This window comes from Streptomyces sp. NRRL F-6492, assembly GCF_001280125.1.
Lineage (GTDB): Bacteria > Actinomycetota > Actinomycetes > Streptomycetales > Streptomycetaceae > Streptomyces.
On record NZ_LGEG01000233.1, the window covers coordinates 1 to 25,346 of the forward strand.

The following is a 25,346-nucleotide window of genomic DNA, read 5'->3' on the forward strand; positions in this document are numbered from 1 at the left end:
CTCCCCTGACTCCCCCTCAACTCCCTCCCGGTTCGGTGAACTCCCAGCTCGGAGGCGTTGTCAGTGGTGCCCTCTAACGTCGTGGACATGAATGGCATGGGGGTGCGTTCGGCGGTCGAGCAGGTGTGGGCACTGGCTCCTGACGAGGCCGCGCGCAGAGCGGGGAGCAGGCTCGGCACGGCCGGGTCGTGGTCGGACACGGGGTGCGGTGACGGCGCCGTCTGGGGGCTGTGCCGGGACGACGACGGCACGTCGTACCGGACGGTCGTCGACCTCGCGGTGCCCGTGTACGCGTGCGACTGCCCCGGCCTCGCGCTTCCGTGCGGGCACGCGCTGGGCCTGCTGCTGCTCCAAGCGGCGGACTCGGACGGGACCGCGATCGAGAAGTCCGCCGTGCCCGACTGGGCCGAACGGCGGCTCGCGGAGCGGCGGGCCGGGGACGGCGCGGTCGGCGGGGGTCCGGCGGAGGACGACACGGCCGGGGACGGCGCGGCGGACGGGGGTCCGGTCGGCGGGGGTCCGGCGGATCCCGTCGCGGCTCGCCGCAGGGCCGAGCGGAGGGCGGCCCGGATCACCTCGGGGGCGCGGGAGTTGGAGCAGCGGCTCACCGACCTGCTGCGCGGCGGTCTGGCGGCGGCCGGGCAGACCGGATACGGCCTGTGGGAGGAGACGGCGGCCCGCATGGTCGATGCCCAGGCGCCGGGCCTCGCGGGCCGGGTGAGGGAGTTGGGCGCGATACCGGGATCGGGGCCCGGCTGGCCCGTGCGGCTCCTGGAGGAGTGCGCGCTGACGCACCTCCTCGACCGGGCCTGGCTGGCCGCCGACCGGCTGCCCGCCCCCTTCGCGACGACCGTACGGACCCGGGTCGGCCTCCCCGCCCCGGTCGCCGGGGCCCCGGTGCGCGACCACTGGCTCGTCCTCGCGCAGTACGACACGGGCGACGCCCGGCTGACCACCCGGCGCGTCTGGCTGTACGGGACGACAGGCGGGCGCACGGCGCTCGTGCTCTCGTACGGGGCGGCGGGCCGGGCGCCCCGGCTGTCGCTCCCCGTGGGCGCGGTGCTCGACGGCGAACTGACCCCGCACACCGGCTCCGGGCAGGTGCGGGCGGAGCCGGGCGAGCACTTCGTCCCGGTCGCCGGACCCGCGGCCCCGCCGCCGGGGGGCCCGGTCGGCGAGGCCCTCGACGCGTACGGGCGCGCGCTGGGCGGGGACCCGTGGCTGGACGCGTGGCCCGTGACGCTGAGCGGGGTCGTACCGGCGCGGGCGGAGTACGGCTGGCAGCTCGCCGACGCGGACGGCCGCGAGGCGCTGCCCCTGACGCCCGGCGCCCAGGCCCGCCCGGGCCTCTGGCGGCTCGTCGCCCTGTCCGGCGGCGCCCCGGTGACCGTCTTCGGGGAGTGCGGACACCGGGGGTTCACCCCACTCGCCGCCTGGTCGCCGGAGGCCCCGACCGAGACGGTCCCCCTCCTGTGACCCCGGCCCCATGACCCTGTTACGACCCCGCCCGGCCACCCAGTGCCACCGACCGTCGACACAGCCGACCACGACCGCCCGGAGGAGCCCGATGGACACCACCACGACCACGTCCGCCACGGCCGCGACGGGAGTCACGGCCGGCGGCGGGAACCGTGCGGCCGCCGAGCCCGCCGCCGACCGCCTCTGGGCGGAGCTCGTCACCTCGGCGCTGCTCGGGACGGACCGGCGGGCGCCCACCGGGCTCGCGCACGCGACGGCGGGCGGCGACGCGGCGGCCGCGCTGCTCGACGCCGCCGCGCTGCACACCGTACGGCGCAGGGCGGGGCTGCGTCCCGGGCCCGCCGCGGCGCCGCCGGAGCCCGCGCCGGAGGACCCGCGCGCGCCGCTGCCCGAGGCGGCCCGGCGGCGCCTCGACCGACTGCTCGCCGGCCGGACCGCGCCCCCGCCCGACGGGCGGCGCGGAGCCGCGCCCGACCTCGCCGAACTGCTCCCCCAGTGGCTGGCCCTCGCCGACGGGAACGGGTACAAGGCGCCGCCCGCCGCCCTGCCCGCCCTGCTCGACGCGGCCCGGGCCCGCACCGACCTGCGGGCCCCGGCCCTCCGGTTCGCGGGGCCGCGCGGGCTGTGGCTGGCCCGGCTCAACCCCGAGTGGCGGTTCGCCCTCCGGGGCACGGGGACGGCCGGCTCCCTCCCGTCCCCCGGGGACGCGGAGGGGGTGCGGGCCCTGTGGGACGAGGGCCTGTTCGCCGAACGGGTCGCCCTGCTCGGCGCCGTACGGAAGGAGGACCCGGCCGCCGGCCTCGCCCTCCTCGCCTCCACCTGGTCCGCCGAGCGCGCGGAGGACCGGCTGATGTTCCTCGACTCGCTGCGGGCCGGACTCTCCGACGCGGACGAGGGGTTCCTGGAGGAGGCCCTCGGCGACCGCAGCCGCAACGTCCGCGCCACCGCCGCCGAACTGCTCTCCGCCCTGCCCTCCTCCGCGCTCGCGGGCCGGATGGCGGCCCGGGCCCTGACCTGCGTCGGCCCCGACCGGACGGCCGACGCGCCGACGATCGGCGTCGAGGCCCCGCACGAGTGCGACGCGGCGATGCAGCGGGACGGCGTCGTGGCGGTCCCTCCGGCGGGCCGGGGCGAGCGCTCCTGGTGGCTGGGCAGGATCGTCGAGTCCGCGCCGCTCTCCTGCTGGCCGGCCAGGTTCGGGGGGCGCGGCCCGGAGGAGATCGTGGCCCTGCCGGTCGCCGACGGGTGGCGGGACGAGCTGCACGCGGCCTGGTGCCGGGCGGCCGTGCGGCAGCGGGACGCGGCCTGGTCGCGCGCGCTGCTCGGTTCGCCCGCGACCCCGCCCGCGACGGGGCCCGGCACCTCGTCGCTCGCCGAGCGGGCCCAGCTCCTGTCGATGCTGTCCCCGGAGGAACGGGCGCTGTGGGTCGCCCGGTTCGTCGCGGCCCACGGCCTGTCGGAGGCGTTCCAGCTCCTCGGCGTCTGCGCCGTGCCGTGGGCGGAACCGCTCGGCGGGGCGGTGGTCGACGCCCTGGACATCGCGCGGGAGGCGGGCAGTTACCCGTGGAGCTTCAGCGGGGTGATGGGCCTCGCGGAGCGCTGCCTCGCCCCGGAGGCGGCCCGGTACCTCGAACCCCTGACGGCCCGTCCGGACGAGGGGGAGGACACCGTCCCCGGTGCGGGCGGCTACTGGTCGGAGGCCTTCCGGCGCCTGGTCTCCACGCTCCACCTGCGCGCGTCGATACGCGCCGAACTCGCGCCGCCCTCCTGAGGATCATCCGCACGGGAACGGCGAGGGGCGAAACGCGGACGGGACCTTGAGTAAGGACAGGCCGTGGGTACGGACGGACCGTGGCTGCGGACGGACCGTGGGTACGGACGGACCGTGGCTGCGGACGGCCCGCGTCCTACGCGGCCACGCGGACGTTCGCGTTCACCCAGTCGACGATGGACGTCGTCGTCGCGCCCGGCGTGAAGATCTCCGCCACGCCCTTCTCCTTCAGCGGCGCGATGTCCGCCTCCGGGATGATGCCGCCGCCGAAGACCTTGATGTCCTCCGCGTCGCGGTCCTTGAGGAGGTCCAGGACCTTCACGAAGAGCGTGTTGTGCGCGCCCGAGAGGATCGAGAGGCCGATCGCGTCCGCGTCCTCCTGGATCGCGGTGTCGACGATCTGCTCGGGCGTCTGGTGGAGCCCGGTGTAGATGACCTCCATGCCGGCGTCCCGGAGTGCTCGCGCGATCACCTTGGCCCCGCGATCGTGGCCGTCGAGGCCCGGCTTGGCGACCACCACGCGGATCGGACCGGTCACACCCATGACTGCCTCCACATGCGACCCCCGCACCTCTGTGCCGGGGAGGTGAACGAACGTTATCGCCAGCATCCCGCAAGGGGTCGTTTCGCGACGGCCCCCGAGGGGGAAATCACACGTGGGACATGTTCGCTCCGGGCCGTCCCCCGCTTCCGGGCCCTCCTCCTGGGCCCATCAGCCGCAGGCGGGGCCGGTCGCGAAGGGAGCCGCGACGAGGTCGCCGCGCCTCCGTGCCGCCGTCCGTGCGGCGCGGGGGCGCGGCGCGCCGACACACCGTCCGGCCCCGTACGCCGTTCGGGAGGCCGGCCATGGAGTTCGCCAAGGTCACCACCCTGATGAAGGCCGCCGCGCTGGAGATCGCGATCCTCACCGGCCATCTCGTCCTCTACCCCACCGGGATCGCCGCCGAGCGCCTCGCCCCCGCCCCGTCCGGCACTCCGGCCGGGAAGTCCGCCGGGAGCAGGCGCCCCGTGCTGCTCCTGCACGGCTTCGTCGACAACCGCTCCGTCTTCGTCCTGCTGCGCCGCTCCCTCGCCCGGCACGGCCGTGACGGGATCGAGTCGCTCAACTACTCCCCGCTCACGTGCGACCTGCGGACCGCCGCCGAGCTGCTGGGCCGCCGGGTGGAGGAGATCCGCGCCCGTACGGGACACGCCGAGGTGGACATCGTCGGGCACAGCCTCGGCGGGCTGATCGCCCGCTATTACGTGCAGTGCCTCGGGGGTGACGCGCGGGTGCGGACCCTGGTCATGCTCGGCACCCCGCACGCGGGCACGACCGTGGCCCGGCTCGCCGCCGCCCATCCGCTGGTGCGGCAGATGCGGCCGGGTTCCGGGGTGCTGCGGGAGCTGGCCGGGCCCGCGCCCGGCTGCCGGACCCGGTTCGTGAGCTTCTGGAGCGACCTCGACCAGGTGATGGTGCCGGTGGAGACCGCCCGCCTCGACCACCCCGACCTGCTCGTGCACAACGTGCGGGTCAGCGGCATCGGCCACCTCGCCCTGCCCGTGCACCCGACGGTGGCCACCGGGGTCCGCGAGGCGCTCGACGCCGACGCGCCCGGACTCCCGTCCGGGCGGGGAGAGGAACCGGACGCGTCCTCCGTGGCCTGACCGCGCGACGCCCCGCGACCGCCCGATCACACGACATCACCGCCGTCAACACGTTTGCCGCCCGACCGCGACACTCCCGTTCGAACGTTTCTCGAACACAAGGCCAAAGCTCTCTCCGCGAGCTGGCGAAACACAACCGATTGCCCGTTTCCTACGGCCTCCAACCCCTCCGAAGATTGTCGGCCGCGCATACCGCCGGGTACAGTCGCGCCACTGCTTCCCCCCGGGACACCCCTCGTCGGGCCCTCCCCGGACTGGTCCTGCTGCCGAGGCGAGAGAGACGTTGGTGAACGACCAGCACCCCCACGCCGGGTACGTCGGAGACGACGCCCACACCACTGGCAGTTTCGCCGCAGACCCGCTGTTCGGCACGTACGCCGGCGGTCAGGCCGACCACAGCGGCCAGTGGGACCTCGGCCCGTACGACACCGACGCGCAGTACGGCACCACCGGCACCACCGGGCAGTACGACACCGCCGGGCAGTACGACACGACCGGCCAGTGGGACACCACGGGCCAGTGGAACGTCGGAACCCCCGCCTACGGAACCACCGGTTCCTACGAGACCACCGGCTCCTACGAGGCCCACGGGACCTACGAGACCGGCGCGGCCCAGTACGACACCACCGGTCAGTGGGACGCCTCCGCCTGGACCGAGGCCCAGCACACCGGCCCGTACGAGACCGCCCACTCCGGCGCGTACGCCGCCCAGGGCACGTACGGCTACGAGGCCTACGACGCCACCGGCCAGTGGGCCGCCCCGGCCTTCGCGACCGAGACCGGGACCGGCGCCTACGACGCGACCGCGTGGAACCACGCGGCTCCGGAGCCCGAGCCCGTCGTCCCCCACCAGTACACCCCGCAGAACGAGCAACTCGCCGAGCACCCCGCCGAGTCCTCCTTCGACCACGCCCCGGAGTACGCCTCCGAATACACCTCCGAGTCCGACTACGCCTCCGGAGGCGACGAGGCCGACGCCGAGGACGGCGAAACCCTCGAAAGCGCCGAGGCCTTCGAAGACGGCGAGACCCACGCGTACGAGGACGGCACGGCCCACGAGGCCTACGAGACCGATGCGGAACCCCACGGCGAGCCCGCCGTCGAGCTCCGCACCGACTCCCCCGCCGGCCGCCCCGCGCGCCGTTCCTCCGGCGGCGGTCGCGGCCGTCGCCGCACCCCCGCCAAGCGGTCCGCGCTGCTGACCGTCGCCGTCCCCTCCGCCTGCGTCATGGGCGTCGCCGGCATCGCCGCCGCGTCCGTCGGCGGGCTCCCCGGCGCCGGTACCGGGGACGGGAAGAAGGACAGCACGACCGCGCTCGCCGCCGCCCCGGACGCCGTGAAGCCGGTCGCCGCCAACAACGCCTTCAACACCCAGCTCGACGCGCTCGACGCCGACGCCCGCGACTTCGGAAGCCGCGCCAGCCGCACCCAGGAGCGCATCGACCTCAAGGTCCGCCAGGCGGCCGAGAAGAAGAAGCGCGAGGAGGAGGCGGCCCGCAAGGAGGCGATGCGCCCCAAGTTCGCGCTGCCGGTGAAGCTCCACCGGCTCAGCGCGCGCTTCGGCCAGTCGGGCGTCAACTGGATGTCCGTGCACACCGGCATCGACTTCCCCGTGTTCAGCGGCACGCCCGTGATGGCCGCGACGGACGGCACCGTCCGCACCCAGCTGAACAGCGCCTACGGCAACATGGTGATCGTGACCGCCCCCGACGGCACCGAGACCTGGTACTGCCACCTCAGCAGCGCCAAGATCCGCTCCGGTTACGTGAAGGCCGGCGAGGTCATCGCGTACTCGGGCGACTCCGGCAACTCCACCGGTCCGCACCTCCACTTCGAGGTCCGGCCGGGCGGCGGCTACGCGATCGACCCGCTGGCCTGGCTGCGCAGCCACGGCCTGGACCCGACCGTCTGACCCGCTCGCACGTGGAAGAGGGCCCCGACCGGAGTCGGGGCCCTCTTTCCGTGACCGCGTACGTCCCCTACAGCTTCTCGACCGGCGCGTACCGCAGCAGCAGCCGCTTCGGCTTGTCGTCGCCGAAGTCGATCGTCGCCTGGGCGTCGGCGCCCGTGCCGGTCACCGCCGTGACCGTGCCGAGGCCGAACTGGTCGTGCGTGACCCGGTCGCCCACCTGGAGCGAGATCACCGGCTTCTCACCGGCCCGCCGCGTGGCGAAGCCCGAGGGGCCGGAGCGCGCGCGGGAGGAGGAGAGCGAGGAGGTGATGCCCGAGGTCGGCCCGGCGGGCTTCGCCATCGGACCGGTCCGCTTCCACTCCAGGTGCGTGGGCGGGATCTCCTCCAGGAAGCGCGAGGCCGGGTTGTACGAGGGCTGGCCCCAGGCGCTGCGCATCGCCGAGCGGGTGAGGTAGAGCCGCTCACGCGCGCGCGTGATGCCCACGTACGCGAGGCGCCGCTCCTCCTCCAGCTCCTTCGCCTGGCCGAGGGCGCGCATGTGCGGGAAGACGCCGTCCTCCATGCCCGTCAGGAACACCACGGGGAATTCGAGGCCCTTGGCGGTGTGCAGCGTCATCAGGGTGATGACGCCCCGGCCCTCCTCGTCCTCGTCGGGGATCTGGTCGGAGTCGGCGACGAGCGCGACCTTCTCCAGGAACTCGGCGAGGGTCGCGGGCTCCTCGCCCCGCTCCTGCTCGAACTCCAGGGCGACGGCGGCGAGTTCCTGGAGGTTCTCGATCCGGGTCTCGTCCTGCGGGTCGGTCGAGGCCTGGAGCTCGGCCAGGTAGCCGGTCCGCTCCAGGACCGCCTCCAGGACGACGGCGGGCCCGGCGCCGGACTCGACGACGGTGCGCAGCTCGTCCATCAGCGCGTTGAAGCGCTTGACGGCGTTCGCGGAGCGCGCGGCCATGCCGTACGCCTCGTCGACCCGCTTGAGCGCCTGCGGGAAGGTGACCCTCTCGCGCAGCGAGAGGGCGTCGATCATCGCCTCGGCGCGCTCGCCGATGCCCCGCTTGGGGACGTTGAGGATGCGGCGCAGCGGGACGTTGTCCTCGGGGTTGGCGAGGACGCGGAGGTACGCGAGGACGTCCCGGACCTCCTTGCGCTCGTAGAAGCGCACGCCGCCGACGACCTTGTAGGGCAGGCCGACGCGGATGAAGATCTCCTCGAAGACGCGGGACTGGGCGTTGGTCCGGTAGAAGACCGCGACGTCCCCGGCCTTGGCCTCGCCCGCGTCCGTGAGCCGGTCGATCTCGTCGGCGACGAACTGGGCCTCGTCGTGCTCGGTGTCCGCGACGTAGCCGGTGATCCGCGCGCCCTCGCCCGCGTTGGTCCACAGGTTCTTGGGACGGCGGGACTCGTTGCGCTCGATGACGGCGTTGGCGGCCGAGAGGATCGTCTGCGTGGAGCGGTAGTTCTGCTCCAGGAGGATCGTCGTCGCGTCCGGGTAGTCCTCCTCGAACTGGAGGATGTTGCGGATGGTGGCGCCCCGGAAGGCGTAGATCGACTGGTCGGCGTCGCCCACCACGCACAGCTCGGCCGGGCCGAGGTCGTCGTAGCCGGTGCCGACCAGCTCGCGCACCAGGGTGTACTGGGCGTGGTTGGTGTCCTGGTACTCGTCGACGAGGACGTGCCGGAAGCGGCGGCGGTAGTGCTCGGCGACGTCGGGGAACGCCTGGAGCAGGTGGACCGTCGTCATGATGATGTCGTCGAAGTCCAGGGCGTTGGCCTCGCGCAGCCGCGCCTGGTACATCCGGTACGCCTCGGCGAGCGTCTTCTCGAAGCCGTCCTGCGCCTGGTCGGCGAAGGTCTCCTCGTCGATCAGCTCGTTCTTGAGGTTCGAGATCTTGGCGCTGAACGACTTCGGCGGGAACTTCTTCGGGTCGAGGTCCAGGTCGCGGCAGACCAGGGCCATCAGGCGCTTGGAGTCGGCGGCGTCGTAGATCGAGAAGGAGGAGGTGAAGCCGAGCCTCTTCGACTCGCGGCGCAGGATCCGCACGCACGCGCTGTGGAAGGTCATGACCCACATGGCGTTGGCGCGCGGGCCGACGAGCTGCTCGACGCGCTCCTTCATCTCGCCGGCGGCCTTGTTGGTGAAGGTGATCGCGAGTATCTGGCCGGGGTGGACCTCCCGCGTGCCCAGGAGGTGGGCGATGCGGTGGGTGAGCACCCGGGTCTTGCCGGAGCCGGCGCCGGCGACGATGAGCAGCGGGGTGCCGGTGTGCACGACGGCGGCGCGCTGCTGCTCGTTCAGCCCCTCCAGGAGCGCGGCGGGGTCCACGACGGGGCGCGGGGCGCCGTCGCGGTAGTGCGCGTCCCGGGTCGGGGGCGCGTCGAAGTGCTCTCCGAAGAGGTCGTGCGGGACCTCCTCCGGGGCCGGGGAGCCGTGCTCGTCGTCCTCGGGGCGGGGCGGGGGCTCCTCCGAGGAGTGGTTCTGGAGACCGGCCAGGAAGCTGTCGTCAAAGAGGCTGCTCATCGCCTCACGAGTCTAGGGCCTGTCCGGCGGATCAGGGTCGGATAGGCCGCGGCGTCTGGTGCGCGGGGTCTCCCCAGGCCCGCAAGGGCCCAGGGGAGGCGTCGCAAGGCGCCGGAGCGGCTCGATAGCGGAGCTGTCGGGCCGTTTCGACAACGCGGCGAGGTGCCGTGCCAGGCGTCGCGGCCCCGGCCATGATCCGCCGGACAGGCCCTGGGACGCCCCGCCGACATCCGGGTCCGCCTTCGGAGGCCGGTCCGTGCGGCCGGGGTGCGGAACGGGTCGCACCACGGGTCGCACCGGGGCCGCGCCCCGGGTCCGCGGCTCAGGTCCAGAGGGTCGCGATGAAGATGTTCGCCGTGGTCAGGCCGCCGACGGCGGCGAAGAGGCCCTTGTCGACCTTCTCGTCGTCCCGCTTGACGTAGACGAGGCCGAGGATCACGACCAGGATCGCCAGCTTGACGCCGATCTTGAGGTTGTTCACGGTCTGGTCGTCGGCCTGGTTCAGGCCGACGAGCGCGACGCCCGTGACCAGCATGGTCAGCGCGCCGTGCAGCATCGCGGGGCTGAAGCGGGCCGTACCGGCGCCCATCGCCTTCATCTGGGTGAGGAAGCCGCCGAGGAGGGAGGCGATACCGATGACGTGCAGGGCGACGAAGACATTGATGAGTACGTCCATGGGGCGGAGCCTAACCGGGCCTCCGGCGCCTCCCTCCGGGCGGGTCCACGCGCTTCCGGCGCCTTGACCGGCCGCCTGCGGGAGCGTCGCGCGAAACGTCCGTACGTCCCTGCCCACGCGCACGCCCACGCGTCCGCGCCTGTACGTCTGGGTCCCCGCGCCCGTGTACGTGCGCGTGCGTCCGTGTGCCCGTCCGTCCATGCGTCCATACGCCTATGTGTCCGCCGAAACGGTTCCGCCCCGTCACGCGGGAAAAGGATTCGGTCCCCGAACCGTCAACTGACGCCAATAGCGGTCAATCCGTCATCGGGGCGTGACCCCGGGCCTAGCGTCCTCCACCAGGTGACCGGCTCCCCACCACCGCCGGCAGGTCAGCGGTCGTCGGTCACCCCCGCCGAGAAAACCGGCGGCGGTCCGTCCCCCTGTGCGGGCCGCCGCCGGCCCGGCGGACACCGTCCCCCAGGGAAAAGGATGTGACCCGCCCTCGTGGCATCGCACCGGAAGTCCACGCCGTCCCTCCTCGGCGGTCAGGCGGTCCGCACCGCCGCCACCCTCGCCCTCGCCTCCGCGGCGACGGCGACGCTCTTCGAAGGGTCCGGACACGCGGACCCCCGGCCCACCGCCACCCAGGTCAGGGCGCAGGTGGACCGGCTCTACGAAGAGGCCGGGGTCGCGACCGAGCGGTACAACGGGGCGAAGGAGAAGGCGGACGCGGCGCGCGCCGCCTTCGACCGGCTGCGCGACGAGGCCGCCCGCAGGACCCAGCGCCTCAACGACGCGCGGGACGCCCTCGGGGCCGCGGCCGCCGCCCAGTACCGCTCCGGTGGGCTCGACCCGACGGTGCGGCTCGTCCTCACCTCCGACCCGGACCAGTACCTGGCGCGGGCCGCGTTCGCCGAGCAGGCCGGCGACCGGCAGGCGAACGCGATCCGGGCCGTACGGCGCGAACTCGGCGCGATCGGGCAGCTGCGCGGCGAATCGGCGGACCGCCTGACCGCACTGCGCGGGCACGAGGCCGAGCTGCGGCGGCAGAAGGCGACCGTCCTCGGCACACTGAAGTCGGCCAGGATCCTGCTCGCCCGGCTGACCGCGGAGGAACGGGCACGGTACGAGGCCGCCGTCACCGCCCGGACCCACTCCAGCGCCTCGGCGCGGACCGCCGGAACGCCCACGCCCGGCACCTCCGCCCCCGCGCGGGCCGACCGCTCCTCGGGCGGCGAGCGCGGACCGGTGGGCGCCCCGGACTCCCGGGCCTCCCAGGCCATCTCCTTCGCCCGCGCCCAGCTCGGCAAGCCGTACGTGTGGGGGGCGACGGGCCCTTCCGGGTACGACTGCTCGGGCCTCACCCAGGCGGCCTGGCGCGCGGCCGGTGTCTCCCTCCCCCGCACGACGTACACCCAGATCAACGCCGGAAAACGCGTCTCCCGCTCCCAGCTCGCCCCCGGTGACCTGGTCTTCTTCTACTCCGGCATCAGCCACGTCGGGCTCTACATCGGCGGCGGCCGGATGATCCACGCCCCCCGGCCCGGCGCCCCGATCCGGATCGCCCCGATCGACGAGATGCCCTTCGCCGGCGCGACCCGCGTGAACTGACGCCCCGGCCCCGAACCCCCGATCCCCCGCGGACCGACCCCGGCCGGCGACACCGAGCGGCGCCCGGCCCCGGACCGGATACGGTCCCGTCGAGCCGGGTAAGGCCCCGTCGAGCCAGGTACGGCCCCGGCCGAGCCAGGTACGGTCCCGTCGAATCAGGTACGGTCCCGGCCCCAGACCGGAGCGCGGCCCCGGACCGGGTGAGGGTCTCAGACCGGGTGAGGGTCTCAGACCGGGGCGCGCCCCCGCGTCGGACGGCGGGCTCAGACCAGGCGGCGGGCGGTGGCCCAGCGGGTCAGCTCGTGGCGGTTGGAGAGCTGGAGCTTCCGCAGCACCGCCGAGACGTGCGACTCGACCGTCTTCACCGAGATGTAGAGCTGCTTGGCGATCTCCTTGTACGCGTAGCCGCGGGCGATCAGCCGCAGCACCTCCCGCTCCCGCTGGGTGAGCCGGTCCAGGTCCTCGTCCACCGGGGGCGCGTCCGTCGAGGCGAAGGCGTCCAGGACGAAGCCGGCGAGCCGGGGGGAGAAGACCGCGTCGCCCTCCTGGACCCGGAAGATCGAGTCGACCAGGTCGGTGCCGGTGATCGTCTTGGTCACGTAGCCGCGGGCACCGCCCCGGATCACCCCGATCACGTCCTCGGCCGCGTCCGACACCGAAAGCGCCAGGAAGCGCACCGGGTCCTCGGGCGCGCCGAGCAGGCTCGCGCAGCGCCGTAGCACCTCGACCCCGCCGCCGCCCGGAAGGTGGACGTCGAGCAGGACGACCTCGGGTCGGGTCGCGGTGATGACCGTGACCGCCTGGTCGACGTCGGCGGCCTCGCCGACCACCTCGACGCCGGTGACCTCGGTCCGGCCGATCTCGGCCTGCACCCCGGTGCGGAACATGCGGTGGTCGTCGACGAGCACCACCCGCACCCGGCGCCCGGCGCCCGGCGTGGCCGCCGCGCCCGCATCCGTCCCGCTCCCGGTCGCTGCCCCGGTCTCGTCGCTCATCCGTCCGCCCTCTCCATCTCGAGCTCCACTTCGGTGCCGCCGCCCTGCGGTGACCGCAGCCGGGCCGTACCGCCGTTGCGCTGCATCCGGCCGATGATCGATTCTCGTACGCCCATCCGGTCCTCGGGCACGTCGTCCAGGTCGAAGCCCGGCCCCCGGTCCCGCACCGAGACGAAGACCGTGCGGCCGTCCACCTCCGCGAACACCTGCACCGCCCCTCCCTCGCCACCGTACTTGGCGGCGTTGACCATCGCCTCGCGCGCGGCCTGTATCTGCGCGACCAGTCCTTCGTCGAGGGGGCAGTCGCCGACGACGACCACCTCCAGCGGGACGCCGTGCTTGTCCTCGACCTCGGCCGCGGCCCTCTTCACCGCCTCCGCGAGGGTCTCGGGCTCCTCGTCCCTGCCGGTGCCCTCCGGCTTGTGGAGCCAGTTCCGCAGCTCCCGTTCCTGGGCGCGGGCGAGCCGGCGCACCTCGCCCGGGTCGTCCGCGTTGCGCTGGATCAGGGTGAGGGTGTGCAGCACCGAGTCGTGGACGTGGGCCGCGACCTCGGCGCGCTCCTGGGCGCGGATGCGCATGGTCCGCTCCTCCGTGAGGTCCTGTGACATGCGGACCAGCCAGGGACCGGCGAGCAGTGCTATGCCGGTGAGGACGGCGACGGCCGCGGTGAGGGCCGTGCCGAGCTGGGCGACGGAGCCGCGGACCACCACGAAGACCGCGAGGCCCGTGCCGACCAGGGCGACGCCGACGAGACCGCGGGCGAGCTGGAACGCGCGTCTGTGCCGTCCGGGGTCGGTCCAGCTGGCCCGGCGGGCGTTGTCCGACTGGCGCCAGAAGACGGCGAGGCCGATGCCGGTGAGGATGATGGGCCAGACGTACCGCCCCATCTCGCCGTCGAAGCTGGCGTTCCCGGCGACGACCGCGAGGCCCACGGCGAGCGCGGCCAGGGCGAAGACCTGGCCCCGGTCGGGCTTGCGGAGCCTGCGGCGCCCGTCCGGGGTGGTCTCGAAGACGGGGCGCGGAGCGGTCCGCCCGCCGACGCCGAGCGGGACGACGATCCAGAAGACCGCGTAGAGCACGGCGCCGAGGCCGTCCGCCATGGCGAGGACCACGAACGCCGTGCGCACCCAGACGACCGGCAGCCCGAGGTGTCCCGCGAGACCGCGTGCGACACCGCCGAGCCACCGCCCGTCGGCGCTCCGGTAGAGCCTGCGCAGGGGCGGTTCGTCGGTCTCGGTGACACGAGCGGATACGGACATGCGCCGATCGTCACACGTCCGGACCGCCCGGGACATCAGGGTCGGCCCTGAGATCTTCCCTGGTAAGGCCTCGGGGAGGAGGGCCCCGCGAATATCAGGGTCGGGCCAGGGTCGTCCCCGGTGCCGCACCGCGTCACGGGCCGTCACCATGGAGGCATGACGAGTTCGACGCCTTCGCAGCACGAGGCCCCGCCGGCGGCGGAGGCCGCTTCCGCCGCGCCGTTGCGGCGCTCACGCGGGAGCAAGGTCGTGGGCGGTGTCTGCGGCGGTCTCGGCCGGTACTTCGACCTCGACCCGGTGATCCTCCGCGTCGTGATCGGCGTGCTGGCGGTGACGGGTGGCTTCGGGCTGATCTTCTACGGCTTCGCGTGGCTGCTGATCCCGCTCGCGGGCGAGGAGGACAACGAGGGGCGCAGGCTGCTGACCGGCCGTGTCTCCGGTTCCTCCCTCGCGGCCCTGCTGATGGCGCTGATCGGCTGCGGGGTCTTCCTGTCGATGCTGCGCAGCGGATCGATGCTGGGCTCCTCGCTGCTGGTGGCGTTCGCGGCGTGCGGGGCGGCGGTCTGGTCCCGGCGGAGACGGAGCGGCGCGGTCGAGACCGAGGGCAGGACGGACACGGCCGCGGCGCTCGCGGTCGCCGAGGCCCCGCCCGAGACGAAGGCCCCGCCGCGGATCGAGTACACCTCCTGGTGGAAGGACCCGATCGTGAAGGACGGCTCGACCGGCAGGGTGGCCGTCGGTTACCTGTGGGGTCCGCACGGCGTGCTGGACGAGGACGGCAGGGTGAACGGCGAGGTGCCGAAGCCCGGCAGCCAGTGGGGCCCCGCGGCCCCGGCGCCCGGACGCCCGACGCCCTCCGTCCGGAAGAGTCCGCTCTCCATCAGCGGTCTCGTCCAGCTGCTCGCGATGGTGGCGGCCGGCCTCGGCACGGCCCTGACCTGGGAGGCGGAGCCGCTCGGCACCAGCCTGCAGATCGGGCTGGCCGCCGCCCTCGGGGTGTTCGGCCTGGGTCTCGTCGTCAGCAGTTTCCTCGGGCGGACCGGGTTCGGCACGGTCTTCATGACCGTGGTCACGGCGGGCCTGCTCGCCCTGGCGACGGCGATGCCCGACCGGATCACCACGGACTGGGCCCGCGCGACGTGGGCACCGGTGTCGGCCGCCGCCGTGCAGCCGCACTACGAGCTGGGCAGCGGGGTCGGCACGCTCGATCTGTCGCGGCTCCCGGTCCCCGCGGGCACGACGGTCGCCACCGGCGCCGAGGTGGGCGCCGGACAGCTCAAGGTGATCGTCCCGAAGGACGCGGTCGTGAAGCTGCGCGCCAAGGTGTCGCTGGGCGATCTGCGATTGCCGGGACAGCCTCCCAACGACATCGACATCGCGCCGGACCGCGAGGAGGCCCACACGCTCGCGCCGCCGGCCGGGACCGTCCCGGCGGGCACCCTGGACCTCTCCCTGGAGGTCGCACTCGGACAGGTGGAGGTCATCCGTGCTGCTTCATGAGTTCCGTCCGGGCCGGCTGCTCGTCGGCCTCACCGCCCTCGCCCTGACCGCCCTGTACGCGGGCGACGCCACCGGGGCCTGGACGACCCCCTGGTACGCGATGGTCCCGGTCCTCTGCGGCGGCCTGGGCACGGCCGCCCTCGTGACCTGGGTCGCCTATCGAATACGGCGCCGTTCGGCGAGGAGCATGTCCAGCGAGAGCACCGGGGCCCCGGCGAGCAGCAGCGGCAGCCAGGCCATCAGATAGGCGAGGTCGTTGCCGAGGTAGTACGGCGACACCTGCCAGCTCACGGTCAGCCAGAGGCTCAGCGAGATCAGCGCGCCTCCGAGCGCCGCCACCCGGGCGAAGAGGCCGAAGAGGGTCCCCAGCCCGACGGCGAGTTCTCCGAAGGCGATGGCGTATCCGAAGCCGGCGGGGTTCTTGAGGGCGAGGTCGACGAGGGCGGGGATCGCGGAGCTGTCCCGGACTCCGCGCATCGTCTCGCCGATGGAACCGCTGCCGGTGTCGGCGAAGAAGGAGGAGTCGGTGAGCTTGTCGAGCCCGGAGTAGACGAACGTGACCCCGAGGAAGATCCGCAAGGGAAGGAGGGCGTAACGGGAGGCCAGGGCCTTCCAGGCGCCGGGCCCGTCACCACTGCCGAGGGCCGCAGGGCCACCGGTGGCGCCTCCCGCGCCGCCACCCGCACCGCCGCCGCTGCCGGGCGCCCTGTCGTCGCCCCGGTCCGTCTGTCCCGTCATCGCCGGTCACCTCTCACGCCCCGTACGGCTGCTCGCGGCACGATTCTCCTCCGAGTGGTGCCCCGGAGGCGCGGGGAAGGGGCCGGACGGGCACACGGCCTCGATCGGTCCACGCGGGGATCAATCCACCACGTCGATCGTGACCCGGTTGGTCTCCACGCCCGCCGCCGTCACGACCGAGACCTCCGCCCGGCCCGGTTCCACGTCCGCCGGGAGGGGGACGGTCAGGGCGGTGTCGGTGGGGTTGGCGAAGCCGCCCGGGACCGGGACCAGCGGGACGTGGGCGTGGACGGGGCCGATGCGGACCACGAGGCGGGTCAGCGGGTCGGGGGCGCCCGCGCCCGGTGGGACGAAGCCGCGGCCGCGGATCTCGATGTCGTCGCCCGTGCGGATCGGGGCGTCGAGGTCGCCCGCCTCTCGGGACCGGACCACGGAGTGGATCGTGGGGCGGACGCCCTCGGCGCACTTCGCGGCGAGGTGCCAGGCAGCCGAGACGGCGAGGAGGAGCACGAGGGACCAGGGGACCTCGGGGAGCCGGGCGGGATCGCGGGCGAGTCCGACGGCCGCGAGGGCGAGGACGGCGCCGGAGACCAGGAGGTACTGGACGTCGGCGAGGCAGGCGCGGCCGCTGTCGTCGCAGAGCAGGTCGGCGGCGCGCGGGCGGTCGGCGGGCACCTTCTGGAGGCGCCCCGCCGCGATCCCGGTGGTGACGACGAGGCGGGCGGTGACGGTGACGGCCGCCACCAGGGCCAGGGCGGTGAGCAGGCCGGCGGTCCGGGTCAGGCCGAAGGCGGTCGCGGAGTCGGCTGTGGAGGCGGCGGTGGAAACAGCCGTGGAGTCCGCGGTGGAGACGGCCGTGGCAGGTGGCCGGAGGGTGAGGAACCGGACGGCCAGGAAGAGGAGGGAGAAGGAGAGGAGCAGGAGCCAGGCGGCGGCGACGGCGCGGGTGGTGGAGAGCCGGTCGTCCTCGCCGGTCAGGGGAGCGAGGAGGCCGCCGCGCGCCCGGTGGGTGTGGGCGGCGGCGCTGAGGAGGACGGCGAGGACCAGGGCGGTGCAGAGGCCGGCCGTGCGGGCGGCGGTCCAGCCGGCCCCGACGGCGGTGAGGGCCTGGCCGAGGAGGAGGGCGAGGACGGCGCCCCAGACGGCGCGGAGGCCACCGCGCCGGACCAGGTCGAGCCGGGCGGGCCCGGCCTCCCGGCCGTGCGCGGTGACCGCGCGGGCGGCTTGGGCGAGCTCGTCGGAGACCCACTGGCGGGCGGCGACCGGGGAGTGGGCGACGGCGGCGGGGACGCCGTGTCCGGCGGCGAGTTCGTCGCGCCGGGCGAGGAAGGCGGCGACCGCGCGCCGGTGGCCGGTCCGCCCGCAGTGGGCGCAGCCGGCGCAGGCCGTCGCGTGCTCGCCGTGCTGTCTCGCCTCTTGAACCGCCACGGTGCTCACTTCCCGAGCTCGCTCCACGACACGCGTCCGGTGCGTTCTGGTGCGTTCCGGTGCGCCGTGGAGGGCCAACGTGCCGTTGGTTCCACGGAATTGTGCCGCACCGAGGGTTCTCGCGACCGCCGCGTGCGCCCCCCTCAGGAGTGATTGCCGTGTCGTCTTATTGACGTACAGAAGGGTGAGGCGATGGTGTTACGACAGGAGTTCGGGCTCCGCTCGGCTGATCCTGCGCCAGAGGGGCTGGTAGTTGATCCAGGCGACGAGGTCGTTGCCGAGCTGTTCGCGGGTGGCGACGGCGTCGTGGTGGTCGATCAGGACCGGTTTCCCGGCGGCGCGGGCGGTCAGCTGGATCCGGGCGCAGCGTTCCAGGGCGATGAACCACCAGGCCGCCGCGTCGACGGAGGTGCCGACGGTGAGCGGTCCGTGGTTGCGGAGCACGATCGCCTTGGAGGTGCCGAGGGCGACGGCGATCCGGCGTCCCTCCTCCGCGTCCACGGTGACGCCGGTGTAGGCGTCGTAGAGGACGTGGTCCTGGTAGAAGGCGCAGGCCTCCTGGGTGAGGGGGTCGAGGGGTTCGCCGAGGGCGGCGAGCGCCCGGCCGTGCAGGGAGTGGGTGTGGACGACGGCGACGGCGTCGGGCCGGGCCCGGTGGACCTGGGCGTGGACGGTGAAGGCGGCCTGGTTGACGTGCCGGCCGCCGTGGAGGACCCGGCCGTCGCCGTCGACCAGGATGAGGTCGCTCGCGGTCGTCTCGGCGAACGGCGCCCCGAAGGGGTTCACCCAGAAGCAGTCGGGGTGTTCCGGGTCGCGGGCGGTGATGTGGCCCGAGACGCCCTCCTCGTACCCGAACCGTCCGAAGAGGCGGAGGGCGCCCGCGAGCCGCTGTTTGCGGTGGACGCGTTCCTCCTCGGCCGTCGCGTGGACGGGCGGCATGGCGAAGTGGAGCCGGTCGAGGGGGACGGGGTCCGGTATCACGCTCATGCGCCGGAAGGTAGTGCCCGGCCGGTCGGGTCACCAGAGCCCGGACGCGACGAAACCGCCGAGCGGGCAACCAGGAGCGACGAAACCGCCCAGTCGGCCCCCCGGTACGACGAAACCGCCGCCCCGGGCGGCCGGGGCGGCGGTTTCACACGCGTGCGGGAGCGGCTACTCCCACTCGATGGTGCCCGGCGGCTTGCTGGTGACGTCGAGGACGACGCGGTTCACGTCGGCGACCTCGTTGGTGATGCGGGTCGAGATCTTGGCGAGCACCTCGTAGGGCAGGCGCGACCAGTCGGCCGTCATGGCGTCCTCGGAGGAGACCGGGCGCAGCACGATCGGGTGGCCGTAGGTGCGGCCGTCGCCCTGGACGCCCACGGAGCGCACGTCGGCGAGCAGCACGACCGGGCACTGCCAGATGTCGCGGTCGAGACCGGCGGCCGTCAGCTCCTCGCGGGCGATGGCGTCGGCCTCGCGCAGCAGGTCCAGGCGCTCCTTGGTGACCTCGCCGACGATGCGGATGCCGAGGCCGGGGCCCGGGAAGGGCTGGCGCTGGACGATCTCCTCGGGCAGGCCGAGCTCTTGGCCGACCATGCGGACCTCGTCCTTGAAGAGCTGGCGCAGCGGCTCGACGAGTTCGAACTCGATGTCGTCGGGCAGGCCGCCGACGTTGTGGTGCGACTTGATGTTGGCGGTGCCGGTGCCGCCGCCGGACTCGACGATGTCCGGGTAGAGCGTGCCCTGGACGAGGAACGCGACCTCGGGGCCCTCCTCCTGGAGGATCTCCAGCTGCGCCTGCTCGAAGACGCGGATGAACTCGCGGCCGATGATCTTCCGCTTGGTCTCCGGGTCGGAGACGCCGGCGAGGGCGGTGAGGAACCGCTCCTGCGCGTCGACGACCTTGAGGTTGACGCCGGTGGAGGCGACGAAGTCCTTCTCGACCTGCTCGGTCTCGCCCTTGCGCATGAGGCCGTGGTCGACGTACACGCAGGTGAGCTGCGAGCCGATGGCCTTCTGGACGAGCGCGGCGGCCACGGCGGAGTCGACGCCGCCGGAGAGGCCGCAGACGGCGCGCTTGTCGCCGACCTGGGCGCGGATGGCCGCGACCTGCTCCTCGATCACGTTGCCGGTGGTCCAGCTCGGCTCGATGCCGGCGCCCCGGTAGAGGAAGTGCTCCAGGATCTGCTGGCCGTGCGTGGAGTGCAGCACCTCGGGGTGGTACTGGACGCCGTACAGCTTCTTCTCGTCGTTCTCGAAGGCGGCGACCGGCACGACGTCCGTGGAGGCGGTGACGGCGAAGCCCTCGGGGGCGGCGGAGCAGGCGTCGCCGTGCGACATCCACACCGACTGCTCGACCGGGGTGCCCTCGAAGAGGGTGGAGCCGGCCTTGGAGACGTGCAGCGGGGTGCGGCCGTACTCGCGGGCGCCGGTGTTGTCGACGGTGCCGCCGAGGGTCGTCGCCATCAGCTGGAAGCCGTAGCACATGCCGAAGACGGGGACGCCCGCCTCGAAGAGCGCGCGGTCGAGGCGGGGGGCGTTCTCCGCGTACACGGAGGACGGGCCGCCGGAGAGGATGATCGCCTTCGGGTCCTTGGCCAGCATCTCGGCCACCGGCATGGTGGACGGGACGATCTCGCTGTAGACCCGGGCCTCACGGACGCGGCGGGCGATGAGCTGGGCGTACTGGGCGCCGAAGTCGACAACGAGGACTACGTCCGGGTTGGTGACGTCGGGCGCGGCAGCGGGGGTCGCTGATGACACTACGGCGGCCTTCCGGCGGTAGGAGAGGGTCCCTCGAAAGGGGTGCTATTTGTCGATTCTACCGGCGCGCCGGTCGTACCTTTCGTCTCACCATCCGAACCCGGGTTGGCCCCGGATCCCGGGCGGGGTCCATACTGTCGCCATGCGCAAGCACCAGACCTTCGTCTTTACCTATGGCAACCGGCCCACCGGCTGCCATGGTCGTGCTGCTTGAGCAACTGACAAGCGACTTCCCAGGCGCCCCGGGCCGACAAGGCCCGGGGCGCTCTGTCATTCCCGGGCCGGACCGTCTCGGGGGCGTCCGACACCCCAGGAGCCCCACCATGACGACGCACACCGCCACCACCGAGAAGACCGGCGCCCGCACCGACGAGGCGGCGGCGCTGATCGGCGACGCCCGTGAGCGCATCGACGCCCTCGACGACCGGATCATCGGTCTCGTCCAGGAACGGATGGCCGTCTCGGCCGTCATCCAGGAGGCCCGGATCTCCTCCGGCGGCCGCCGGGTGAACCTGAACCGCGAGATGGAGGTCCTCGGCCACTACAGGGACGCGCTGGGCAAGCCGGGCACGGCCATCGCGATGACGGTGCTGGAGCTGTGCCGGGGACGCATCTGAGTGGGCGCCCGCACCCGAGTTCGGACCCGCTCTCACCCGTACGGCGCGTGACCGGCCCCGCGCCGGCTTCGTTGGTCCGGTTGTCCGTGCCAGCCAGGGGCGGGCCCGAAGGAAACCACGCGTGGCTTCGCTGGGGCGTGTGGCGTACCTCTCCGGTACGCCGTGGGACCTCGCACCAGCGCATGTGACCGGGCAGCAGGGGACAGCGGTCCGGTCACCCAGAAGGGGCGGTCGGTCCCGGGGACGCCCGGGGCCGACCGCAACCGGCTCCTCCGGCCGTGCTCCCGCGGCCCCGTCCAGCACCCCCGAAGATCCCGTCCCCGTCCCCCCCTCCGTACCCCCTCCCCAGCGGCGCGACCCCCCGGCGCCGTTCCGCCCGGCACCGCCGCTGCCCTGGACACCGGTGCCGACCCCCGAGGGCCCCGTGGCGCGACCGGAATCGCGCCACGGGGCCCTCGCGCGCACACCCGCCCCCGGGACGTGACGCGCGTCACATCAAGATCTCGTGCAACCGCTACAACCAATCGCGGGGGTGGCGGGTCAACCATGCAGCAACACCAAAAAGCCGGAAGGGCGCTGCATTCGGAGGGGGATGCAGCGCCCTTTCTGTCGTTTCCGGCCCGGGCGCCGGCGTCCCGGCCCGGACGGGTGTCACTCCCGCTTCGACGGCGCCTTCGACGAGGCCTCGGGCGAGACCTCGGACAGGTCCGGGGCCGGCATCCTCGGCATCCCCAGGAACGGCAGGCGGAGCGCGCCGAAGGCCTCGGCCGGGACCGCGGGGGTCTTCGGCTCGACCGCCGCGAGCCGTACGTACCGCTCCCCCTGCGCCGGGCGCGGGTCCTCCTCGCCCTTGTTCGGCCAGAAGGACATGGCCCGCTCCGCCTGGGCGGTGATCGTCAGGGACGGGTTCACGCCGAGGTTGGCGGAGACGGCCGCCCCGTCGACGACGGAGATCCCCGGGTGGCCGTAGAGCCGGTGGTACGGGTCGATGACGCCGGACGCGGCGTCCGCGCCGATCGCGCAGCCGCCCAGGAAGTGGGCGGTGAGCGGGGTACCCATCAGCTCGCCGACGTTGGAGCCGGCGAAGCCGTTGATCTCCTCGGCGAGGAGGCTGGCGGCCCGGGTGGCCGCCGGGATCTGGACCGGGTTCGGCGCCCCGTGCCCCTGGCGGGCCGTGAGCAGGCCCTTTCCGATGCCGCCGGGCTTGCGGTAGGTCGTCAGGGAGTTGTCGAGGGACTGCATGACCAGGCCGATGATGGTCCGCTCCGACCACTTCCGGTTGGAGAGCGAGCGGGCGGCGAGCGTGGGGTGCCGGAGCAGGTTGAGGACCCAGTCGCGCACCCGGTGGGCGCCGTAGGGCACCTGGAGAACGGTGAGGCTGCCCATGGAGTTGGAGCCCCTGCCGTACCGGACCGGCTCGATGTGGGTGTTCTCGTCCGGGTGGACGGAGGAGGTGATGGCGACGCCCCGGGTGAAGTCGGCCTTCTCCCGGCCGTGCTTCTTCCGGTAGCGGCGGTCGGTGGTCTGGGCGCCGACCAGGCCCTCGGAGTTGGTGCGGGTCAGCTCGCCGAGCCGGTCCGAGACGCGGGGCAGCAGGCCGGTGTCCTTCATCCGGTGGAGCAGGGTCTGCGTGCCGTACGTGCCGGCCGCGATCACGACCCGGCGGGCGGTGAACGTCCGGCCCTTCCCCTTCTTGCGCCGGTCGGTGGGCAGGGTCTTCACGGCGAAGCCGCCGCGCGAGTCCTCGGTGACGGTGACGACGGTCGTCATGGGGTGGACGGTCGCGCCCGCCTTCTCCGCGAGGTGGAGGTAGTTCTCGTTGAGGGTGTTCTTGGCGCCGTGGCGGCAGCCGGTCATGCACTCGCCGCACTCGGCGCAGGCGCGCCGGGAGGGGCCCGCTCCGCCGAAGTACGGGTCGGGGACCTCGCCGCCGGGCTTCGCCCTGGCCTTGCCGTCCGCGTCCTCGCCGTCCCCGAAGAAGACGCCGACCGGAGCCATGTGGAAGGTGTCGCCGATGCCCATCGCCTGCGCGGCCGACTTCAGGTGCACGTCGGAGGGGGTCATCGTCGGGTTGAGCCGGACGCCGAGCATCCGCTTGGCCTGGTCGTAGTACGGCCGCAGCTCGTCCTCCCAGTCCGTGATGTCCTTCCACTGCGGGTCGTCGAAGAACGCCTTGAGCGGTACGTAGAGGGTGTTGGCGTAGTTGAGGGAGCCGCCGCCCACGCCGGCGCCCGCGAGCACCATGACGTTGCCGAGCAGGTGGATGCGCTGGAGGCCGTAGAGGCCGAGGGCGGGGGCCCAGAGGAAGTTCTTCAGGTCCCAGGAGTTCTTCGGCAGGGTCTCGCGGGTGAAGCGGCGCCCGGCCTCCAGGACGCCGACCCGGTAGCCCTTCTCGGTGAGGCGGAGGGCCGTGACCGAACCGCCGAAGCCGGAGCCGACGACGAGGACGTCGTAGTCGTACGCGCCGTCCTCCACCTGCTCCTGATTTTGGGTAGGGGGTACCGCGGTCATGGCTCTCCTCGTACGGAGTACGGAAAGGGGTGAAAGGAGGAAGGGCGCGGGCCCCCGCCGCGAGCGGGGGCCCGGGGGCCTCAGCGCAGGCGCAGGGCCTTCATCGCCTTCAGGGACAGGCTCATGAACGCCGCGTACTTCTCGTCGTCCATCCCGAAGGAGGGCGCGAGCGGGATCAGCCGCTGCTGGGCGACGGTCTGGGCCTCGGTGTACTTGAGGATGCCCTCGGAGCCGTGGCGGCGGCCGAGCCCGGAGTCCTTCATGCCGCCCATCGGGGACTGCACGCTGCCGTACGCGGGCGCGTACCCCTCGTTGATGTTGACGGTGCCGGTGCGCAGCCGGGCCGCGACGGCGTGGCCGCGGCGCGAGTCCTTCGTCCAGACGGAGGAGTTGAGGCCGTACGGGGTGGCGTTGGCGAGCTCGACGACCTCGTCCTCGTCCGTGAAGCGGTAGATCGAGACGACCGGGCCGAAGGTCTCCTCGTTGCAGACGGCCATCGGGGCCTCGACGCCGTCGAGGATGGTCGGCTCGTAGAAGAGGGGGCCGACGTCGGGGCGGGCGACGCCGCCCGCGACCAGCTTGGCGCCCTTGGCGACGGCCTCCTCGACGTGCTGCTTGACGGTCTCCAGCTGCCGCTCGCCGACGAGGGAGCCCATGTCGGCCCCGTACGCGAGGGAGGTGCCGAGCCGCATCGCCTTCGTGCGGGCGGCGAACCGGGCGACGAAGTCGTCGGCGACGGACTCGTGCACGTACAGGCGCTCGATGGAGATGCAGAGCTGTCCGGCGGAGGAGAAGCAGGCGCGGACGGCGCCGGCGGCGGCCTTCTCGACGTCGGCGTCCGCCAGGACGAGCATGGCGTTCTTGCCGCCGAGTTCGAGGGAGACGCCGACGAGGCGGGCGGCGGCGCCCTGCGCGACCTCGCGGCCGGTACGGGTGGAGCCGGTGAAGGAGACGTAGTCGGCGTGGCGGACGACCTCGGGGCCGACGACCGGGCCCTCGCCGAGGACGACCTGGAAGACCTCGGCGGGAAGACCGGCCTCGATCAGCAGGTCACGGGCCCACAGGGCGGTGAGCGCGGTCTCGGTGTCGGGCTTCATGACGACGGCGTTGCCCGAGACGAAGGCGGGCAGCGCGTCGCCGACGGAGAGTTCGAGGGGGTAGTTCCAGGGGGCGATCTGGCCGACGACGCCGCGCGGCTGGCGCAGCTCGGTGACCTTGGTGAGGGTCGGCACGACGCCGGTGTGGTGGCGGGGGCGCAGGTAGGAGGGGGCCTTGCGGCCGTAGTGGCGGGCGGCGACGGCGACCGCCAGGACCTCCTCGTGGGCGTGCAGGCGCGCCTTGCCCGTCTCCAGCTGGATGAGGTCGAGGACCTCGGCCTGCCGCTGGAGGACCAGGTCGTGGAAGCGCAGGAGCACGGCGGCGCGGGTCCGGACCGGCGTCGCGGCCCAGACCGGCTGGGCGGCGCGGGCGCGGGCGAAGGCCTCCGCGACGTCCTCGGGGGTGGACTCGGGCAGGTCCGCCAGCTTCTCCCCGGTGAAGGGGGTGTGGTTGGCGGTCCGGCCGGAGCCGACCACGTCGCGGACGAGCCGGGCGACCACCTCGGGGGTCACGACGTCGGCGGCGGTCCGGGCGCCGGCGGGCGCGGGCGCGACCGGGTTGGTCGCCCCGGCGGGGGCGGTTCCGGCCGGCGCGGTCCCGGTCCGCGCCGCGGCGGCTCCGGCCGCGGGAGCGTCGGTGGCGGGGGCGGGGGCGGTGCCCTCCGTCCCGGTGGCGGGGGCGTCGGGAGCCGAAGGGGCGGCGGGGGCCTGCGAGTCCGTCATGAGGGCGAGCGTAAGGCGCGGCCCGTCCTTTGGGTACCCGTCGGTAACGCGTTTTCACCAGGGGCGCACATCGCGCCAGCGATCACTGGCACATAAGCCCTGATCAGCGGCTCACGACTACCGAAGGCCGGCCACGCAGA

At 73.6% G+C, this 25,346-nt stretch carries 19 protein-coding genes; 8 read left to right on the plus strand and 11 right to left on the minus strand.

All coding sequences use genetic code 11. The features are described 5' to 3' along the window. Positions 1 to 87 precede the first annotated feature (87 nt). Positions 88 to 1,476, plus strand: a complete 1,389-nt coding sequence (locus ADL08_RS23160; protein WP_234352238.1) for an SWIM zinc finger family protein — start codon at positions 88 to 90, stop codon at positions 1,474 to 1,476. A 91-nt stretch (positions 1,477 to 1,567) separates the two neighbouring features. Continuing rightward, positions 1,568 to 3,250, plus strand: a complete 1,683-nt coding sequence (locus tag ADL08_RS23165) for a DUF5691 domain-containing protein (RefSeq protein WP_053646048.1) — start codon at positions 1,568 to 1,570, stop codon at positions 3,248 to 3,250. A gap of 136 nt (positions 3,251 to 3,386) precedes the next feature. Here ADL08_RS23165 and ADL08_RS23170 read toward each other — a convergent pair whose 3' ends face one another. Beyond that, the gene (locus ADL08_RS23170; RefSeq protein WP_053646051.1) at positions 3,387 to 3,794 is read right to left on the minus strand and encodes a cobalamin B12-binding domain-containing protein; all 408 of its coding nucleotides are present in this window, start codon (positions 3,792 to 3,794) and stop codon (positions 3,387 to 3,389) included. Positions 3,795 to 4,096: 302 nt separating this feature from the next. On the opposite strand from ADL08_RS23170, the gene ADL08_RS23175 reads away from it, so the two are divergent. Together ADL08_RS23175 and ADL08_RS23180 are read left to right on the plus strand one after the other, a co-directional pair. Continuing rightward, a complete protein-coding gene (locus tag ADL08_RS23175; protein WP_053646054.1) occupies positions 4,097 to 4,897 on the plus strand; it encodes an esterase/lipase family protein in 801 nt (266 codons plus the stop codon). Between the two features lie 286 nt (positions 4,898 to 5,183). Then, positions 5,184 to 6,809: a M23 family metallopeptidase gene (locus ADL08_RS23180; protein ID WP_053646056.1), complete on the plus strand. Its 1,626-nt coding sequence runs from the start codon at positions 5,184 to 5,186 to the stop codon at positions 6,807 to 6,809. 67 nt (positions 6,810 to 6,876) lie between these two features. On the opposite strand, the gene pcrA is transcribed toward ADL08_RS23180, so the two are convergent. Both pcrA and ADL08_RS23190 read right to left on the minus strand, forming a co-directional pair. Further along, positions 6,877 to 9,324 carry a DNA helicase PcrA gene (pcrA, locus tag ADL08_RS23185; RefSeq protein ID WP_053646058.1) on the minus strand — a complete coding sequence of 816 codons (2,448 nt, stop codon included), beginning with the start codon at positions 9,322 to 9,324 and terminating at the stop codon, positions 6,877 to 6,879. A 322-nt stretch (positions 9,325 to 9,646) separates the two neighbouring features. Then, positions 9,647 to 10,000: a hypothetical protein gene (locus ADL08_RS23190; protein ID WP_053646060.1), complete on the minus strand. Its 354-nt coding sequence runs from the start codon at positions 9,998 to 10,000 to the stop codon at positions 9,647 to 9,649. 486 nt (positions 10,001 to 10,486) lie between these two features. Here ADL08_RS23190 and ADL08_RS23195 point away from each other — a divergent pair, with 486 nt between their 5' ends. Beyond that, positions 10,487 to 11,593, plus strand: coding sequence for a C40 family peptidase (locus ADL08_RS23195; RefSeq protein ID WP_053646061.1), 1,107 nt, complete (start codon positions 10,487 to 10,489; stop codon positions 11,591 to 11,593). A 263-nt stretch (positions 11,594 to 11,856) separates the two neighbouring features. On the opposite strand, the gene ADL08_RS23200 is transcribed toward ADL08_RS23195, so the two are convergent. Next, positions 11,857 to 12,588: a LuxR C-terminal-related transcriptional regulator gene (locus ADL08_RS23200; protein WP_053646063.1), complete on the minus strand. Its 732-nt coding sequence runs from the start codon at positions 12,586 to 12,588 to the stop codon at positions 11,857 to 11,859. Then, positions 12,585 to 13,847, minus strand: coding sequence for an ATP-binding protein (locus ADL08_RS23205; protein ID WP_053646065.1), 1,263 nt, complete (start codon positions 13,845 to 13,847; stop codon positions 12,585 to 12,587). The genes ADL08_RS23200 and ADL08_RS23205 overlap by 4 nt, the downstream gene beginning before the upstream one ends. Before the next feature lie 156 nt (positions 13,848 to 14,003). Here ADL08_RS23205 and ADL08_RS23210 point away from each other — a divergent pair, with 156 nt between their 5' ends. Then, entirely contained in the window at positions 14,004 to 15,347 is a 1,344-nt protein-coding gene (locus ADL08_RS23210) for a PspC domain-containing protein (RefSeq protein WP_053646067.1), read from the plus strand. Continuing rightward, the gene (locus ADL08_RS35845) at positions 15,334 to 15,594 is read left to right on the plus strand and encodes a hypothetical protein (RefSeq protein WP_078968383.1); all 261 of its coding nucleotides are present in this window, start codon (positions 15,334 to 15,336) and stop codon (positions 15,592 to 15,594) included. The genes ADL08_RS23210 and ADL08_RS35845 overlap by 14 nt, the downstream gene beginning before the upstream one ends. Here ADL08_RS35845 and ADL08_RS23215 read toward each other — a convergent pair. The 4 genes from ADL08_RS23215 to guaA all read right to left on the minus strand — a co-directional run bounded on the left by ADL08_RS23215 (position 15,504) and on the right by guaA (position 20,258). After that, positions 15,504 to 16,085, minus strand: a complete 582-nt coding sequence (locus ADL08_RS23215; RefSeq protein ID WP_078968384.1) for a DoxX family protein — start codon at positions 16,083 to 16,085, stop codon at positions 15,504 to 15,506. The two genes, ADL08_RS35845 and ADL08_RS23215, sit on opposite strands and share 91 nt — an antisense overlap. A gap of 120 nt (positions 16,086 to 16,205) precedes the next feature. Then, a complete protein-coding gene (locus tag ADL08_RS23220; RefSeq protein WP_053646246.1) occupies positions 16,206 to 17,513 on the minus strand; it encodes a hypothetical protein in 1,308 nt (435 codons plus the stop codon). A gap of 198 nt (positions 17,514 to 17,711) precedes the next feature. Next, positions 17,712 to 18,500, minus strand: a complete 789-nt coding sequence (locus ADL08_RS23225; protein ID WP_053646068.1) for a class II aldolase/adducin family protein — start codon at positions 18,498 to 18,500, stop codon at positions 17,712 to 17,714. Positions 18,501 to 18,665: 165 nt separating this feature from the next. Beyond that, positions 18,666 to 20,258 (minus strand): glutamine-hydrolyzing GMP synthase, encoded by a 1,593-nt coding sequence (guaA, locus tag ADL08_RS23230; protein WP_053646070.1) that lies wholly within the window; start codon positions 20,256 to 20,258, stop codon positions 18,666 to 18,668. 323 nt (positions 20,259 to 20,581) lie between these two features. On the opposite strand from guaA, the gene ADL08_RS23235 reads away from it, so the two are divergent. After that, positions 20,582 to 20,875 (plus strand): chorismate mutase, encoded by a 294-nt coding sequence (locus ADL08_RS23235; protein WP_053646072.1) that lies wholly within the window; start codon positions 20,582 to 20,584, stop codon positions 20,873 to 20,875. Positions 20,876 to 21,526: 651 nt separating this feature from the next. Here the strand turns inward: ADL08_RS23235 and ADL08_RS23240 are convergent. Together ADL08_RS23240 and ADL08_RS23245 are read right to left on the minus strand one after the other, a co-directional pair. Continuing rightward, on the minus strand, positions 21,527 to 23,386 hold the full coding sequence (locus tag ADL08_RS23240) for a GMC oxidoreductase (RefSeq protein ID WP_053646074.1): 1,860 nt from the start codon (positions 23,384 to 23,386) through the stop codon (positions 21,527 to 21,529). A gap of 80 nt (positions 23,387 to 23,466) precedes the next feature. Next, positions 23,467 to 25,206 carry a succinic semialdehyde dehydrogenase gene (locus ADL08_RS23245; RefSeq protein ID WP_053646076.1) on the minus strand — a complete coding sequence of 580 codons (1,740 nt, stop codon included), beginning with the start codon at positions 25,204 to 25,206 and terminating at the stop codon, positions 23,467 to 23,469. Positions 25,207 to 25,346 lie beyond the last annotated feature (140 nt).

Excerpts from the sequence above, each read along its gene's own strand:
- ADL08_RS23160 (WP_234352238.1), top strand. The coding sequence starts at position 88 with ATGAATGGCATGGGGGTGCGTTCGGCGGTCGAGCAGGTGTGGGCACTG.
- ADL08_RS23165 (WP_053646048.1), top strand. The coding sequence starts at position 1,568 with ATGGACACCACCACGACCACGTCCGCCACGGCCGCGACGGGAGTCACG.
- ADL08_RS23170 (WP_053646051.1), bottom strand. The coding sequence starts at position 3,794 with ATGGGTGTGACCGGTCCGATCCGCGTGGTGGTCGCCAAGCCGGGCCTC.
- ADL08_RS23175 (WP_053646054.1), top strand. The coding sequence starts at position 4,097 with ATGGAGTTCGCCAAGGTCACCACCCTGATGAAGGCCGCCGCGCTGGAG.
- pcrA (WP_053646058.1), bottom strand. The coding sequence starts at position 9,324 with ATGAGCAGCCTCTTTGACGACAGCTTCCTGGCCGGTCTCCAGAACCAC.
- ADL08_RS23190 (WP_053646060.1), bottom strand. The coding sequence starts at position 10,000 with ATGGACGTACTCATCAATGTCTTCGTCGCCCTGCACGTCATCGGTATC.
- ADL08_RS23200 (WP_053646063.1), bottom strand. The coding sequence starts at position 12,588 with ATGAGCGACGAGACCGGGGCAGCGACCGGGAGCGGGACGGATGCGGGC.
- ADL08_RS23205 (WP_053646065.1), bottom strand. The coding sequence starts at position 13,847 with ATGTCCGTATCCGCTCGTGTCACCGAGACCGACGAACCGCCCCTGCGC.
- ADL08_RS23210 (WP_053646067.1), top strand. The coding sequence starts at position 14,004 with ATGACGAGTTCGACGCCTTCGCAGCACGAGGCCCCGCCGGCGGCGGAG.
- ADL08_RS23215 (WP_078968384.1), bottom strand. The coding sequence starts at position 16,085 with ATGACGGGACAGACGGACCGGGGCGACGACAGGGCGCCCGGCAGCGGC.
- ADL08_RS23225 (WP_053646068.1), bottom strand. The coding sequence starts at position 18,500 with ATGAGCGTGATACCGGACCCCGTCCCCCTCGACCGGCTCCACTTCGCC.
- ADL08_RS23235 (WP_053646072.1), top strand. The coding sequence starts at position 20,582 with ATGACGACGCACACCGCCACCACCGAGAAGACCGGCGCCCGCACCGAC.
- ADL08_RS23240 (WP_053646074.1), bottom strand. The coding sequence starts at position 23,386 with ATGACCGCGGTACCCCCTACCCAAAATCAGGAGCAGGTGGAGGACGGC.
- ADL08_RS23245 (WP_053646076.1), bottom strand. The coding sequence starts at position 25,206 with ATGACGGACTCGCAGGCCCCCGCCGCCCCTTCGGCTCCCGACGCCCCC.